The 14,385-nt window shown below is 67.8% G+C and carries 18 protein-coding genes; 11 read left to right on the top strand and 7 right to left on the bottom strand.

Going from position 1 to position 14,385, the window contains the following annotated elements:
• Window positions 1-114: 114 nt before the first annotated feature.
• Complete coding sequence (locus ACIA58_RS17495) at window positions 115-684, top strand: YceI family protein (protein ID WP_396404681.1); 570 nt, start codon at window positions 115-117, stop codon at window positions 682-684.
• A 25-nt stretch (window positions 685-709) separates the two neighbouring features.
• Here the strand turns inward: ACIA58_RS17495 and ACIA58_RS17490 are convergent, their stop codons facing one another.
• Together ACIA58_RS17490 and ACIA58_RS17485 are read right to left on the bottom strand one after the other, a co-directional pair.
• Window positions 710-2,218 (bottom strand): alpha-amylase family glycosyl hydrolase, encoded by a 1,509-nt coding sequence (locus ACIA58_RS17490; RefSeq protein WP_396404680.1) that lies wholly within the window; start codon window positions 2,216-2,218, stop codon window positions 710-712.
• Window positions 2,219-2,229: 11 nt separating this feature from the next.
• Window positions 2,230-2,958, bottom strand: coding sequence for a sulfite exporter TauE/SafE family protein (locus ACIA58_RS17485; RefSeq protein ID WP_396404679.1), 729 nt, complete (start codon window positions 2,956-2,958; stop codon window positions 2,230-2,232).
• Window positions 2,959-3,022: 64 nt separating this feature from the next.
• Between ACIA58_RS17485 and ACIA58_RS17480 the strand changes: the two genes are divergently transcribed.
• Window positions 3,023-3,649, top strand: coding sequence for a Crp/Fnr family transcriptional regulator (locus ACIA58_RS17480; RefSeq protein ID WP_396404678.1), 627 nt, complete (start codon window positions 3,023-3,025; stop codon window positions 3,647-3,649).
• Here the strand turns inward: ACIA58_RS17480 and ACIA58_RS17475 are convergent.
• Window positions 3,642-4,241 (bottom strand): TetR/AcrR family transcriptional regulator, encoded by a 600-nt coding sequence (locus ACIA58_RS17475; RefSeq protein WP_396404677.1) that lies wholly within the window; start codon window positions 4,239-4,241, stop codon window positions 3,642-3,644. The two genes, ACIA58_RS17480 and ACIA58_RS17475, sit on opposite strands and share 8 nt — an antisense overlap.
• A gap of 74 nt (window positions 4,242-4,315) precedes the next feature.
• Here ACIA58_RS17475 and ACIA58_RS17470 point away from each other — a divergent pair, with 74 nt between their 5' ends.
• From ACIA58_RS17470 to ACIA58_RS17460, 3 genes are read left to right on the top strand one after another with little or no spacing between them, the layout of a single operon-like run.
• Entirely contained in the window at window positions 4,316-5,461 is a 1,146-nt protein-coding gene (locus tag ACIA58_RS17470; protein ID WP_396404676.1) for an acyl-CoA dehydrogenase family protein, read from the top strand.
• Window positions 5,462-5,476: 15 nt separating this feature from the next.
• Window positions 5,477-6,697 (top strand): acetyl-CoA C-acetyltransferase, encoded by a 1,221-nt coding sequence (locus tag ACIA58_RS17465; RefSeq protein ID WP_396404675.1) that lies wholly within the window; start codon window positions 5,477-5,479, stop codon window positions 6,695-6,697.
• The gene (locus ACIA58_RS17460; protein ID WP_396404674.1) at window positions 6,697-7,449 is read left to right on the top strand and encodes an SDR family oxidoreductase; all 753 of its coding nucleotides are present in this window, start codon (window positions 6,697-6,699) and stop codon (window positions 7,447-7,449) included. The genes ACIA58_RS17465 and ACIA58_RS17460 overlap by 1 nt, the downstream gene beginning before the upstream one ends.
• Here the strand turns inward: ACIA58_RS17460 and ACIA58_RS17455 are convergent.
• Window positions 7,446-8,015 carry a TIGR03086 family metal-binding protein gene (locus ACIA58_RS17455; protein WP_396404673.1) on the bottom strand — a complete coding sequence of 190 codons (570 nt, stop codon included), beginning with the start codon at window positions 8,013-8,015 and terminating at the stop codon, window positions 7,446-7,448. The genes ACIA58_RS17460 and ACIA58_RS17455 overlap by 4 nt on opposite strands.
• 54 nt (window positions 8,016-8,069) lie before the next feature.
• Between ACIA58_RS17455 and ACIA58_RS17450 the strand changes: the two genes are divergently transcribed.
• Window positions 8,070-9,041: a helix-turn-helix transcriptional regulator gene (locus tag ACIA58_RS17450; protein ID WP_396404672.1), complete on the top strand. Its 972-nt coding sequence runs from the start codon at window positions 8,070-8,072 to the stop codon at window positions 9,039-9,041.
• Here the strand turns inward: ACIA58_RS17450 and ACIA58_RS17445 are convergent.
• Window positions 9,032-9,562 carry a hypothetical protein gene (locus ACIA58_RS17445; protein ID WP_396404671.1) on the bottom strand — a complete coding sequence of 177 codons (531 nt, stop codon included), beginning with the start codon at window positions 9,560-9,562 and terminating at the stop codon, window positions 9,032-9,034. The genes ACIA58_RS17450 and ACIA58_RS17445 overlap by 10 nt on opposite strands.
• A gap of 247 nt (window positions 9,563-9,809) precedes the next feature.
• Between ACIA58_RS17445 and ACIA58_RS17440 the strand changes: the two genes are divergently transcribed.
• Window positions 9,810-10,718 carry a GNAT family N-acetyltransferase gene (locus ACIA58_RS17440; protein WP_396404670.1) on the top strand — a complete coding sequence of 303 codons (909 nt, stop codon included), beginning with the start codon at window positions 9,810-9,812 and terminating at the stop codon, window positions 10,716-10,718.
• Between the two features lie 133 nt (window positions 10,719-10,851).
• Entirely contained in the window at window positions 10,852-11,736 is an 885-nt protein-coding gene (locus tag ACIA58_RS17435; protein ID WP_396404669.1) for a GNAT family N-acetyltransferase, read from the top strand.
• Here the strand turns inward: ACIA58_RS17435 and ACIA58_RS17430 are convergent.
• Together ACIA58_RS17430 and fabG are read right to left on the bottom strand one after the other, a co-directional pair.
• The gene (locus ACIA58_RS17430; RefSeq protein ID WP_396404668.1) at window positions 11,733-12,188 is read right to left on the bottom strand and encodes a MaoC family dehydratase; all 456 of its coding nucleotides are present in this window, start codon (window positions 12,186-12,188) and stop codon (window positions 11,733-11,735) included. The two genes, ACIA58_RS17435 and ACIA58_RS17430, sit on opposite strands and share 4 nt — an antisense overlap.
• A gap of 21 nt (window positions 12,189-12,209) precedes the next feature.
• A complete protein-coding gene (fabG, locus tag ACIA58_RS17425; protein WP_396404667.1) occupies window positions 12,210-12,962 on the bottom strand; it encodes a 3-oxoacyl-ACP reductase FabG in 753 nt (250 codons plus the stop codon).
• 127 nt (window positions 12,963-13,089) lie between these two features.
• Here fabG and ACIA58_RS17420 point away from each other — a divergent pair, with 127 nt between their 5' ends.
• The 3 genes from ACIA58_RS17420 to ACIA58_RS17410 are packed head-to-tail and all read left to right on the top strand — an operon-like array spanning window position 13,090 to window position 14,360.
• Entirely contained in the window at window positions 13,090-13,509 is a 420-nt protein-coding gene (locus ACIA58_RS17420) for an acyl-CoA thioesterase (protein ID WP_396404666.1), read from the top strand.
• On the top strand, window positions 13,506-13,925 hold the full coding sequence (locus ACIA58_RS17415) for an acyl-CoA thioesterase (protein WP_396404665.1): 420 nt from the start codon (window positions 13,506-13,508) through the stop codon (window positions 13,923-13,925). Before ACIA58_RS17420 ends, ACIA58_RS17415 begins: the two co-directional genes overlap by 4 nt.
• A gap of 15 nt (window positions 13,926-13,940) precedes the next feature.
• A complete protein-coding gene (locus ACIA58_RS17410; protein WP_360156713.1) occupies window positions 13,941-14,360 on the top strand; it encodes a globin in 420 nt (139 codons plus the stop codon).
• Window positions 14,361-14,385 lie beyond the last annotated feature (25 nt).

Raw genomic sequence — 14,385 nt, 5'->3', positions numbered from 1 at the left:
GTAGTTGACTTTTAAACCGTTACTGCCTACTGTCGTAGCCAACGGTTGAAGTTTTAACTATAGACCCGGCTGCGTCGCCCCCGACCAGTACGCACACCTTCCCGAGAGGACCCCATGAGCGACACCACCACCGGCACCCTGACCAGCACCATCCCCGGTCTGGTCGCCGGCACGTACTCCCTCGACGCCGCCCACAGCGAGATCGGCTTCACCGTCCGCCACCTGATGACCAAGGTCCGCGGCACGTTCCAGGAGTTCAGCGGCGAGATCCACGTCAAGGACACCATCGAGGACTCCGTGACGAATGTCTCGGTCGACCTGGGCTCCGTGCACACCCGCAGCGAGCAGCGCGACGGGCACCTGCGCTCCGGCGACTTCTTCGACGCCGAGAACAGCCCGAAGATGACCTTCGTCAGCACCGCCATCAAGCCCGAGGGCGACGACTACGTCCTGGCCGGCGAGCTGACCATCAAGAACGTCACCAAGCCGATCGAGCTGGCCGTCGAGTTCCTCGGCGTCGACCAGAACGCCTACGGCCAGACCATCATCGGCTTCGAGGCCTCCACCTCGATCAGCCGCAAGGAGTGGGGCATCGACTTCAACGTGCCGCTCGAGGGCGGCAAGCTGCTGATCGGTGACAAGGTGGACATCCACCTCGACGTCCAGGCTGCGCTGCAGGCCTGATCTGCTCGAACGGGCCGGTGAGAGATCACCGGCCCGTTGGCATGTCCACAACAATCCCTTCGTTGGGACGCAGTCTCCCCAGCTGTGCGTCGCCGTATGTCGACAACAACCCCCGGGCTCCTGGTAGCTCGAGAGGCTGCACGTGGTCGGAGAAGTTCAGCGCGATCCAGACGGCCGATTCGGCGGTACGGCGCTCGTAGACGAGCACGTCGTCTGAGGCGAGCACCGTTCGGTAGGAGCCCGAGCGGAGTGCCGCCGAGGTCTGCCGCAGTCGCAGCGACGTGCGGTAGAGGGACAGCATCGAGTCATCCGCCTCGTGCTCGGTGGTGACGTCGATGGCGGGCGGATGCGGCTGTGTGGGGAGCCAAGGAGTCACGTCGTCCGGACAGAAGCCCACGTGGCGTTCGGCTGTCCAGCGCATCGGTGTCCGCTCCGGATCCCTTCCGACGGGGTCGCTCGGTTGTACAACGGGGATGTCGGACATCCCGAGCTCTTCGCCGTAGTAGAGGATCGGCGTGCCGCGGAGCGTGAGCAGGAGCATGGCGGCGACGCGGGCCTGTGCGGAGCCGACGCGGCTGGCGATCCGCGTACGGTCGTGGTTGCCGGTCGTCCAATTCGGCCAGGCGCCGGGCGGTAGGACTCGCTCGTACTCGTCGGCGATCGCGGCGACAGCGGCTGGAGTCCACGGGCCAGACAGCAGGTGGGTGTTGGACGGCAGGTCGATGCCCGGGTGGTAGCGCATGAGCTTGTCGAGTGGCAGGTACAGCTCCGCGGTCAGCACCGTTTCGGGGCCGACGACCGATCGCAGTTCCGCGATGACCTCGGTGATGTCGGGCTGGTCGGTGGAGTGGATCGGTAGCAGCGACAGGTACGGATCGTCGCCGGGCTGCCAGTCAGGATTGGGTGGGTTGTCCCGCCACTGCGGATCCATCAGCAGTTGGCGGAAGGCGTCGATCCGGAAGCCGTCGACGCCGCGTTCGAGCCAGGCGCAGAGTACGTCGTACTGCGCCTCGCGTACCTGCGGATTGCGCCAGTTGAGGTCGGGCTGCTCGGGCAGGTACGCGTGGTAGTAGTACTGGCCACGTCCCGCCTCGAAGGTCCACGCCGAACCGCCGAACAGGGACAGCCAGTTGTTCGGCGGACCGCCGTCGGGCGCAGGATCGCGCCAGTAGTACCAATCGGTGTGATCGGTCCGCGCGCGTGATGCGTCGAACCAGGGATGCCGGTACGAGGTGTGGTTCGGGATGAAGTCGACGAGCACGCGAAGGCCGTAGCGATGGGCTGTCTCGATCAGAGTCACGGCGTCGGCCACGGTCCCGAAGATCGGATCGACGCCGGTGTGGTCGGTCACGTCGTACCCGAAGTCGTCCATCGGGGACGGGTAGAACGGCGAGAGCCAGATCGCGGCGACGCCCAGGTCGGCCAGGTAGCCGAGGTGGGCGGTGATACCGGCCAGGTCCCCGATGCCGTCGCCGTTGCTGTCGGCGAAGGAGCGTGGGTAGATCTGGTAGATCGCGCCGGTGTGCCACCACATCGGGTTCCCTTTCATCGGAAGGCGGCGAAGGCCGTCAAGGCGGCCGTCACCATCAGCAGGATCAGCAGCGCACGCTCGTAGCGCTGTGGGGTCAGGGCTCGGAAGACGAACTTGCCGAGCGCCCAGCCGCAGACGCCGGCGCCGATCAGGAGCGGCAGGCCCGAGGGCGGACGCCAGGCGCCGGTCAGGGCGAGCAAGACCAACGAGAGCGGCAACCGGACCAGGTTGGTGGTGACGATCGTGTCCCGGATCGTCCGCGGATCCTTGAAGCGATGCATCAGGTAGATCAGCAGCGGTGGTCCGCCGGCGGTAGTCGCTGCGCTCAGCGCACCCCACGCCAATCCGGTGACCGGTCCGAACCACCAGTGACGTATCTCGGCCAGCCTGCGAGGCCTGAGCCTGAGTATGACCGCCACAACCACGCTGGCCGCAATGGCGAGCTGGAGGATGCGGCTCGGCAGCCTTGCGAGCAGCAGTGTCCCGATGGCGATGCCGGGTACGGCGGCCAAGGAAACGATCCGGACATCGGGCAGCGACGGTCGTGGCCGAGTGCGGTTGCCGAACAACGTCAGGGAGTCCACGACCGCCCCGACGATGGTGACTGTAGTCACCGCGGGCACCGGACCGAGGAACGCCGACAAGACCGGTGCGCTCAGTAGACCGAAGCCGAATCCGGTGCTCGACTGCAGACTCGCAGCCACCAGCAGCACGAGGGCGATCAGCGCCAGTGAATGCTCCACGTCGAGCACCCTAAGAACCTCGGCGCCGGCCGTCCGTATCAGTTGATACATCACAATGGTTGCTGTGGACGACTATCGGCTGATGGACGTGCCCGTCTTCGCGGGTCTCGGCGCGGACGTCTGCCGTGACCTCGAACTCCGGACGAGAATCCAGCGCGTCACCCGCGGCACGGTGCTGGCGGTCGAGGGCGCACCGGTCGAGCAGCTCTTCGTCGTCCACGCGGGTCAGGTTGCTGCGTACCGTCATGCGGAGTCCGGGCGGCAGGCGCACGTACGCACCGACACGGCGCCGGTGGTGATCGACAAGGCGACTGCGATCGCCGCAACCAATCAGCTGTTCACCTGGACGGTGATCGAGGACGCGGTGATTCGGTACCTGCCACGGGAGATCTTCGTCGAGCTGTTCCAGACCGAGGCATCAGTCGCGCTGCAGACCGCACTCCACCTCGCGACGCAGGCCAACCGAGTGCGGACCGACTATCTGACTGCGGCGACGGACAGCGCGCCACAACGCGTGCTGCAACGTCTGAAGCTGCTGGCGGACCACACCGGAAGCGCGCGGCTCCCAAACGGCCAGTCTGGTTTGGCTGACGAGCTAGGACTCACTCGAGTCACTGTGAGTCGAGCGTTGCGTCATCTCGTCGACGCAGGTCAGGTCACCGTGCGGGGGAAGGACATCCGGCTCAGCTGAGGACCATCCGGTGCGCGAGGTCGGCGTACAGCTTGCCCAGAGCCGCTGGGTCGCCGCGGTGCGGCGTGTACCAGCGCGCCACGTCGATCGACAGCGAGAGTACGGCGAGCGTCGTACCGGGGAGGTCGTCGACGGCGAAGGAGCCGTCACGTACGCCGTCGGCCAGCACCTGCTCGATCTGTGTCGAGATCGCTCGGCGGATGACCGCCACCTCGGCGAGGTGCTCCGGCGTCAAGGCGGCCAGCTCGTACTGGACCACGCGGGCGATGGTGTGGTGCTCGGCGTGCCAGGCCGTGAACGCCGCGACCAGCGCACGCAGCCGGTCGGCGGGCGTCGAGCCGGCGTCGGCGGAGCGGAGTACCTCCAGGGCTGCGTTGTGGCCGTAGAGGCTGATCTCGAAGAGCAGGCGCTCCTTCGACGGGTAGTGCACGTACAGCGCGGCCGGGCTCATCCCGGCCCGGGACGCGATGTCGCGGGTCGTGGTGGCCTGGTAGCCCCGCTCGGCGAACGCGTCGACGGCGCCGGTCAGCAGCCGGCGCGCGGCGGCCGGCTGGACATGCTCCCAAACCAGGGGACTGGTGACTGCGGACACGTTGACACCTTGCACCAAACGCGTGAAGCTAAGCAAGCGCTTAGCCACGCATCTCACACCTTGGGGAGGCCTAGATGCAGCGCGTCATCTTCAACGAGGACCACCACGCATTCCGAGCGAGTGCGAAGGAGTACTGCGATCGCTCGCTGGTGCCGCGGATGGAGCAGTTCCTCGAAGAGAAGACGATCGACCGGGCTGCCTGGCTGGAGGCCGGCAAGCAGGGCTTCCTCGGCCTGGACGTGCCGGAGGAGTACGGCGGTTCCAGCGTCGGCGACTACCGGTTCAACCAGGTCTTCGCCGAGGAGGTGTCGAAGGTCTCGGCGTCGCTGTCGAGCTGCTTCGGCATCCACTACGACTGCGCCGCGCCGTACTTCGTGGACCTCGGCACCGAGGAGCAGAAGCAGCGCTGGCTGCCCAAGTTCTGCTCCGGTGAGTACGTCGCCGCGATCGGGATGACCGAGCCGTCGGGCGGTTCCGATCTCGCCGCGCTGAAGACGACCGCGAAGAAGGCCGACGGCGGCTGGGTGCTGAACGGCTCCAAGACCTTCATCACCAACGGCGACATGGCCGATCTGGTCATCGTCGCCGCCCGCACCGACCCGTCCAGGGGCGCGAAGGGCATCACGCTGTTCGTCGTCGAGGAGGGGATGGAGGGCTTCGCCCGCGGCCGCAAGCTGGACAAGGTCGGCCAGACCGAGTCGGGTACGTCGGAGCTGTTCTTCGAGGACCTGTTCATCGCTGACGACAACGTGCTCGGCGAGCTGGACCGCGGCTTCATCCACATGATGGAGCGGCTGGCGCAGGAGCGGATCGGCGCCGCCGTGTCGAACATCGCCCACGCGACCCAGATCCTCGACGAGACGATCGAGTACGTGAAGCAGCGCAAGGCGTTCGGCCAGTCCGTCGGCTCGTTCCAGTACAACAAGTTCCTGATCGCCGAGCTCGTCACCAAGGTCGAGGTCACGCAGGCGTACGTCGACAACGGCGTGGTCGCGCACGACGAGGACCGGCTGTCCGCGGTGGACGCCGCGAAGACGAAGTGGTGGAGCGCCCACGTGCAGAACGAAGTGCTGGACGCCTGCGTCCAGTTGCACGGCGGCTACGGCTACATGAACGAGTACCGGGTCGCCCGCGCCTGGCGCGACGCCCGGGTGACGAAGATCTGGGCCGGCTCGAACGAGATCATGAAGGAACTCATCGGCCGCGACCTCGGCCTGTAGGAAGGACGACCGGAAATGCCTGAAGCAGTCATCGTGTCCACGGCGCGCTCGCCGATCGGCCGCGCGTACAAGGGATCGCTGACCACGATCCGGCCGGACGACCTCGCCGTACAGATGATCAAGGCGGCGACCGAGAAGATCGGGCTGACCGGGGACCAGATCGAGGATCTCGCGCTCGGGTGCGCCGAGCCGCACGACGAGCACGGCGGCAACATGGCCCGCCGGGTCGCGGTGCAGCTCGGGTGGGACAACACGCCGGCGACCACGGTGAACCGGTTCTGCGCGTCGTCGACGCAGACCGCGCGGATGGCCTTCCACGCGATCAGGTCCGGTGAGGGCGACATCTTCGTCAGCGCCGGCGTCGAGTGCGTCTCGCGGTACAAGAACTTCGGGTCGGCCGGGGTCGGCGACCCGAGCTCGTTCAACCCGGTCTTCACCGACGCGGTGCAGCGGACCGAGAAGTACGCCGAGACCAACGACACCTGGCACGACCCGCGCGCGGACGGGCAGATCCCGGACATCTACATCTCGATGGGGCAGACGGCGGAGAACGTCGCGACGCTGCGGGGTATCACCCGGGCCGAGCAGGACGTGTTCGGCGTGCGCTCGCAGAACCTGGCCGAGAAGGCGATCGGCAACGGCTTCTTCGAGCGCGAGATCGTCCCGGTGACGCTGCCGGACGGGACTGTCGTGAGCAAGGACGACGGGCCGCGGGCCGGTACGACGCTCGAGGGTGTCAGTGGGCTGAAGCCGGTGTTCCGTCCCGACGGCACCGTCACGGCCGGCAACTGCTGCCCGTTGAACGACGGCGCCGCGGCGGTCGTGATCATGAGCGACACCAAGGCTCGCGAGCTCGGCCTGACACCGCTCGCGCGGATCGTGTCGACCGGCGTGAGCGGTCTGTCGCCGGAGATCATGGGCCTCGGTCCGGTCGAGGCGTCGAAGCAGGCGCTGGCCCGGGCCGGGATGAGCATCAACGACATCGACCTGGTCGAGATCAACGAGGCGTTCGCGGTCCAGGTGATCGGTTCGGCGCGCGAGCTCAGGATCGACGAGGACAAGCTCAACGTGCACGGCGGTGCGATCGCGCTCGGCCACCCGTTCGGGTCGACCGGTGCGCGGATCATGACCACGCTGGTGAACGGGCTGCAGTTCGAGGACAAGCAGTTCGGCCTCGAGACCATGTGCGTCGGCGGCGGTCAGGGTATGGCGGTCGTCCTTGAGCGTCTCAGCTGATGACGCTGGAGAACCGTACGGCGATCGTCACCGGAGCGTCCCGCGGGATCGGGCTGGCGGTCGCACAGCGGCTGGTGGCCGACGGTGCGCGGGTCGTCATCACCGGCCGGACCCAGGAAACACTCGACGAGGCTGTGAAGACGCTGGGCGGACGTCAGCACGCGTTGGCGATCGCAGGTAACGCAGCCGACGGTGCACATCGCGGCGCGGTCGTTGCCGCGGCGGTGGCGACGTACGGCTCCGTGGATCTGCTGGTGAACAACACCGGCATCAATCCGATCTACGGCAAGCTGCTCGACGTCGACCAGGCGGTAGCGGCCAAGATGGTCGACACGAATGTGCTGGCCGCGATCTCGTGGGTGAAGGCCTGTCGCGACGCGTGGATGCGGGCGCATGGCGGAGCGGTGGTCAACCTGTCCTCGGTGGCCGGTCTGGCGCCGTCACCGGGCATCGGGTGGTACGGCGCGACCAAGGCGATGGTGTCCCGCGTGACGCAGGAGCTGGCTGTCGAGCTCGCTCCGGAGATCCGGGTGAACGCAGTGGCTCCGGCGGTGGTCAAGACCAAGTTCGCCGGAGCCCTCTACGAAGGACGTGAGGACAAGGTCGCGTCGACGTACCCGTTGGGCCGGCTGGGCCGGCCGGAGGACGTTGCCTCGCTGGTGTGGTTCCTGCTGTCCGACGAGGCGTCGTGGATCACCGGCCAGACCATCACCATCGACGGCGGACGGACCCTGAACGGCGGGATCGTCTAAGGCTGACGGCCCTGCCAGGCGACCAGCTGGTCGTACGGCGCGGCGTCGTCGGCGACGGGCACCACCGCGTCGAACGGGATCTGGCCGCCGCGTGGCTGGGCGGGAAGGTACTGCTTGGTCTTGGGGAGCAGGTACGTCGCGATGCGGTCGTCGAGCACGTCCAGCCGGCCGGTGGCCTTCGCCAGGTCCCATGAGTGGGTCGCGAGCTCGCGGGCATAGGAGTTCAGCGCCACGGCGCCGGAAACCGTGCCCCACGGGACCCGGCAGACCCGCTCCAGTACGCCGTCTTCGGCGAGCGTCGCTTCCAGAGCGGTCCGGCGTGCCTTCCAGGCGCCGGCGAGGTCCTCGGTCTCGGTCACTGTCGGGATGCTGAAGATGTTCTCACCTGACAGCGCGAGGTCGATGCGGCCAATCACGGTGAGCAGGTGGCCGAGCAGCGTGCGGACGTCGTACTCCGTGCACGGCGTGGGCAGGCCGAACTCCTCGGGGCTGACCGACTCCATCAGTTGCTGTGCCTGGTCGAGGGAACGGACGAACATCGGTCGCGGGTCTTCGAAGTTGTTCATGCCGACCATCTTCGAGGGCTATATGCGACATCTTCTGTCGCATATTCTGACGCTATGCGAGCGGACCGGTTGTTGCAGATCATCCTGTTGCTGCAACGGCATGAGCGGCTGAGCGCGCGGGATCTGGGCGAGCGGCTCGAGGTGTCGACGCGGACAGTCATGCGCGACATGGAGGCCTTGTCGGCTGCCGGCGTACCTGTCTACAGCGAGCGGGGTCGCAACGGGGGATGTGTGCTGCTGCCCGGGTACCGGGCGGACGTCAGCGAGCTGACGCCGCGGGAGGCGCAGGCGTTGTTCGCGTGGTCGGGGCGCGCGGCGATGTCGGAGGAGCTCGGGCTCCAGGACGCGCTGCACTCGGCGATGGGGAAGCTGTCGGCGACGCTGCCTGTGGAGTTGCAGGGGGATGCGGACGCGCTGTCCGGGGCGATCGTCGTCGACCGGCGGCGATGGTTCGCAGAGGCCGAGGACCACGGTGCACTGCCCGTACTGCGGCAGGCGGTGGTCAAGCGTCGACGTGTCCGCCTGCGGTACGCGTCGGCCAGTGAGGGCGTGCAGCGCCGTACGGTCGATCCGTGGGGGCTGGTGGAGCAGGCTGGACGCTGGTACCTGGTGGCGGCGCATCGTGGGGCGGCGCGGATGTATCGGGTGTCCCGGGTCGAGCAGGCGGGCATCCTCGACGAGTTGGCGGATCGGCCCGACGGGCTCGACGTGCGCGCGGAGTGGGAGCGGCTGCGGTCGGGGCTCGAGCGGCAGATGCCGGTGGGGGTCGACGTTCTGGTGCGGGTGCGGCCGGAACGGGTCGAGATGGTGCGCCGGATCGCCACGCCGATGTTGGCCACGGGGGAGGTGGTGCGTGACGTGCCGAGCGACGACGACTGGCCGCACCTGCGGCTGCATTTCCGGGTGCAGGAGGCCGCGTGTGGGGTGTTGCTCGGGTTCGCGGGGGATGTGGAGGTGATCGAGCCGGCCGGCATCAGGACGCGGATGCTGCGGCTGGCCGAGGCGGCGGTCGCGACCTACGGCTGACGGGTCGCCACGAAGGTCTGGCGGAGGATGAAGTTGCCGTCGGCATCTTCGTCCTCGTTGCGCCAGTGGAAGCCGGTCGCGGTGATGCCGGTGAACATCCAGCGGGTCTTCGCGATCTGCGACTCGAGCGTGATCGTGTCGGCCGTGGCGTGCGCGATGAACGGCATCACGAACGCCGCCTTCGGGCCCATCCAGGTCGAACGGAACGCCTGCAGTTCGGGATCGAAGATGCGGATCGACAGGCCCCACTCGCCGTCGCCGTCGGTGGCCCGGGCGGCGCGGCTCGGCGTGATCCAGATGTCCGCCACCGCGCGTCCGTCGAGCACCCAGGCGAAATGCCATTCACCCTTGGTCCGGCGCGTGACGGCGCCGGTCTCGTCGTACCAGGCGACGTCGAGGTCCCAGCTGCCGATCAGCGGGGCGAACGGCTCGAAGGAATCGGCGTACTCCGGGCGAGGCTCGTCGGAGACCATCAGGCCGGCGAAGGTGCGTGCGGCCGAGGCGCCGTCGGTAATCTGCATGATTGTTGTTTACGCCTGACATCCACGCAGGGTCAAGGCGAAACGCGGACGCCCCGCCGCCGGTGACCCCGTCGCGTGCAACCACGATGGCACTTCCGGCGGTCGGGGCGATCAGTCCGACAGCACCGCGTCACTCTAGTACGAGTCTGCTACACAGCCGAATCACGAGACTCTCGTCGCTGTTGCGATCGCGTTGCTGGTTGTTAATGCATGGCGTGGGCAAGGGCTGCTGACTAGGGTCCGGGGCATGACTACGCGGGTGGTGATCCGGCAAGCCGTGAGTGAGGACGCCGAGGCGGTGACGGCGGTGCGACGGGCGGTCTACTCCTATAAGGCGATGTCGGTGGCGGCGACCCGGCACGCCATCACCGTGGCGAGGCCCGAGGAGCGCTTCCTGCCACTGGTCGCCGAGGTCGACGGCCAGGTGGTCGCATGGGGTGCAGCCGGACTCACCGTCTGGACCAGCCAGCCGGGCCAGAGCTACCTGACGATCTTCGTACATCCCGACCATCGCAAGCAGGGCATCGGCAGTCAGCTCGCGGAGCGGTTGCACCAGCATCTGACCGAGGTCGGCGCGATTCGCGTGCGGACGTTCGTCCACCCGGACGGTCTGGAGTTCGCCCGCAACCGCGGATACGACGGCACGCGGCAGATGCACTACGCCGGCGTCGAGCTGCGGTCGTTGCCGGAGCAGCCGGAAACTCCGGAGGGCATCGAGCTGGTGTCGTTCGACGAGGTCGATCCGCGGGCGGCGTACACGGCCGACACGATCGCGGCGCTGGACGAGCCGAGTGATTCGCCGATGGACTCGATGGAGTACGACCGGTGGCTCGACGAGATCTGGAACGCCCCGTCGATGGACAAGTCGCTCAGCGTCGCGGCGATGGCCGGTGACGAGATGGCCGCGTTCACGATCGTCGAGACCGACGGCGACCGGATGTGGTCGGGCATGACCGGCACGGTTCCGGAGTACCGCGGTCGCGGCCTGGCGAAGCTGGTGAAGTCCGTGGCGCTCCGGCGGGCCATGGCGGCCGGCATCACCTCCGCCTACACCTCCAACGACGACGAGAACGGGCCGATGCTTGCCATCAACAACTGGCTCGGCTACCACCGCGTCCAGACCGAGCTCGCGTTGCTGCGCACCCTGGACAGCTAGATGGGTACTGGGTACCGGGAGCCGTATCGGACAACCCTCTGAGACAGAGCTGTAATCGGTTTACTTCCGGTATGCACCTGAAAGGGCGTTACGTTCCGGGGGACTTCGTCGTTGGAGTTCCCAAGGAGATCGGATGGAAATCAGGGCAGCGAGACCGGGGGATGTCGACGCGGTGGTCGCGCTGCACGACGCCCTCGTTCCGTACCTGGTGGTCACCCGGAGTTCGCTGACCCGGCGGCTGACGACGCCGGCCACACCAGGGCGAGGCGCGTTCGCGGCGCTCGACGACGGTGAACTGGTGGGCTGGGCAACGAGTGGGTTGATCGACGGTTCGGACCCGCTGGACGGCGAGCTGCGGCTGCTGGTCCGGCCGGATTACCGCGGTCGCGGTATCGGCGCGCGCTTGCTGGAGGCAACGCACGCGGACCTGCGTGCCGCCGGGGCGACGTCGGCCCGGGTGTTCGCCGACCCGAGCAGCGTCCAGTGGGCCGCGCGGTTCGGCTACCGGCAGACGCGGCAGGTCCACTACGCGGGCATCGACCCGCGCAAGGCCCAGGACCTCCCCGAGGTCCCGAGCCGGGTGAAGCTGGTGCCGTTCACCGAGGTCGACCCACGCCTGCTGCACGCCGCGGACGAGGTCGCCCAACGCACCAAGCCGGGCGACGCGAAGATCTCCTCCCACCCGTACGACGACTGGCTCGCCGACATCTGGAACTCAGCGGACCTGGTCCGCCCGGTGAGTGTGGCCGCGATGTACGACGGTCAGGTCATCGCGTTCACCCGCAACCACGGTGATCGCGCCAAGATCTGGTCCAGGATGACGTCGACGATGCCGGAGTTCCGTGGTCGCGGGCTCGCCAAGCTGGTGAAGAGCGCCGCCCTGCACCGCGCCGCCGACGCAGGCATCCAGGGGGCGTACACCGCCAACTACGACGGCAACGCGCCGATGATCGCGGTCAACGAGTGGCTCGGCTACGACCGGATCGCCACCCACGCGGTCCTGATCTGCCCGCTCTAAGGGACGAGCAACACGACGGTTTCGGCGACGCAGGCGGGCTTGGTGGAGCCCTCGAGCTCGATCACCCAGTTGAGGGAGACCTGGACGCCGGCCGGGGTCTCGACCGCGTTGGAGATCGAGGCGCCGGCGCGGACGCGCGCACCGACCGGGACCGGAGCCGGGAAGCGGACCTTGTTCACGCCGTAGTTGAGCTTGGCGGTCACGCCGTCGACCTTGAAGAGCTCGTCGCCGAAGCGGGCGATCAGGCTCAGGGTGAGGTAGCCGTGCGCGATCGTCCCGCCGTACGGGCCCTTCTTGGCCCGCTCGACGTCGACGTGGATCCACTGGTGATCACCGGTCGCCTCGGCGAACCGGTCCACCTGCTCCTGGGTGATCTCGAGCCACTCGGTCTCGCCCAGCGGGGTGCCGACCGCGTGGACGACTTCGTCGACTCCGGTGTAGGTCTGCGGCATCGGTCCGTCCCTCAGTTCCCGTTAGTTGCGCGGTCCGCCGGCGACGTACAGGACCTGGCCGGAGACGAAGCCGGCCTCCTCGCTGCAGAAGAACGACGCCGCGGCGGCGATGTCCTCCGGCTTGCCGGTCCGCTGCACCGGGATCGCGGCCGCGTTCGCCTTCTTGAACTCCTCGAAGTCCATCCCGACCCGGGCCGCGGTGGCCGCGGTCATGTCGGTCTCGATGAAGCCCGGGGCGATCGCGTTCGCGGTGACGCCGAACTTGCCGAGCTCGATCGCCAGCGTCTTGGCCAGACCCTGCAGGCCGGCCTTCGCGGAGGCGTAGTTGGCCTGGCCGCGGTTGCCCAGCGCGGAGGTGGAGGAGAGGAACACGATCCGCCCGTACGCGGCGTCGACCATGTGTGACTGGACCGCCTTGGACATCAGGAAGCTGCCCTTGAGGTGGACCGACATGACGGTGTCCCAGTCGTCCTCGGACATCTTGAACAGCAGGTTGTCCCGCAGTACGCCGGCGTTGTTGACCAGAATCGTCGGCGCGCCCAGCTCGGCCACCACCCGCTCGACCGCGGCGGCGACCTGGTCGGCCTTGCTGACGTCGGCGCCGACGCCGATCGCCTTCCCGCCGGCCTCGGTGATCGCCTTCACGGTCGCGTCGCAGGCGGCCTCGTCGAGGTCGATGACGGCGACGGCGTTCCCGTCCTTCGCGAGCCGCTGCGCGACGGCCGCGCCGATTCCCCGGGCCGCCCCGGTCACGATCGCCACCCGCTCGCTCATTCACCGCTCCAATCGGTCACTGGTCTGCCGGGGATGACATTACCCACGCTGTGTCACGTCGGTAGTACCCCGGATGCGATGATCGCCGTGTGGATCATCACAGACCGGGCGGTGGGGTGGGGAAAGTATGAGAAACCGCCACATCTACCATTGCCCGCTGCGCTGGGGGGACATGGACGCGCTCGGCCACGTGAACAACGGCCGGTACGTCGACTACCTCCAGGACGCCCGGGTGGATTTCCTGTTCCGCACGGCCAAGGAGCTCGGAGCGGACGCCCTCGAGACCGGGCTGCTGGTGGCGCGGCACGAGGTCCAGTACCGGGCGCCGCTGTTGTTCCGCCCTGAACCGGTCCGGATCGAGCTGTGGATCAGCGAGATCAAGGCCGCGTCGTTCACGGTGGACTACGAGATCCTCGACGCGGAGCCCGAGCGCCGTACCTATGTGGAGGCCCGCACCCGGCTGGTCCCGTTCGACTTCAACGCCAACCGGTTGCGCCGGATCACTCCGGTCGAGCGCGAGGCGCTGTCCAAGTTGGTGGGCGCATGACGTTCACGTACCAGATTCTGGTCCGCTGGTCCGACATCGACTCGTACGACCATGTGAACAACGTGCGGTACTTCGACTACCTGCAAGAGGCCCGGATCGCGTTCCTCGCGCAGCTCATGGGCACCACGGGGGACTACTTCGCGCAGTACCCGGTCGTGCTGGTCAGCCAGACGGTTGACTACCTGCGGCCGATCCACCTGCGGCACCCGCCGTACGACGTGGACGTGTGGGTCGCCTCCGTCGGTACGTCGTCGTACACGCTCGGGTCGCGGATCGTGGACCGCAGCGGCGAGTCCGAGGACGTGTACGCCAGGGCGGAGTCCGTACTGGTCGTCGTGGACGGCGAGACGCACGCGAAACGGCGGCTGGGAGAGGCCGAACGGGCAGCCCTCCTCGAGCACGTTGTGACCACTTGAGAGACTAGATCCGATATGAGTGAGCAGCAGAGCTTCTATGACGCCGTCGGTGGGGCGGACACCTTCCACCGGTTGGTGGCAGCGTTCTACCGCGGTGTTGCCGCCGACCCGGAACTGCGGGCGATGTACCCGGAGGAGGACCTCGGCCCGGCCGAGGTGCGCTTCCGGATGTTCCTGGAGCAGTACTGGGGCGGCCCCAAGACGTACTCCGAGCAGCGCGGGCACCCCCGGCTGCGGATGCGCCACGCTCCGTTCGCCGTCACCCCGAGCGCGCGGGACCGGTGGCTCGGCCACATGCGGGCCGCGCTGGACGAGCTCGGCCTGTCCCAGGAGCGGGACGACGAGATCTGGCGCTACATGGTGATGGCCGCGCACAGCATGGTGAACACCGACGAACCGCAGTACCCGGGCGCGATCGACGTGTCCGGCCGCTGAACCTCTCTAGAAGGAGACAACACGA

Origin of the sequence: Kribbella sp. NPDC051586 (assembly GCF_044453965.1) — a bacterium.
In the GTDB taxonomy this organism is placed as follows: Bacteria; Actinomycetota; Actinomycetes; order Propionibacteriales; family Kribbellaceae; genus Kribbella.
This window is presented reverse-complemented; position numbering and strand designations above follow the sequence as displayed.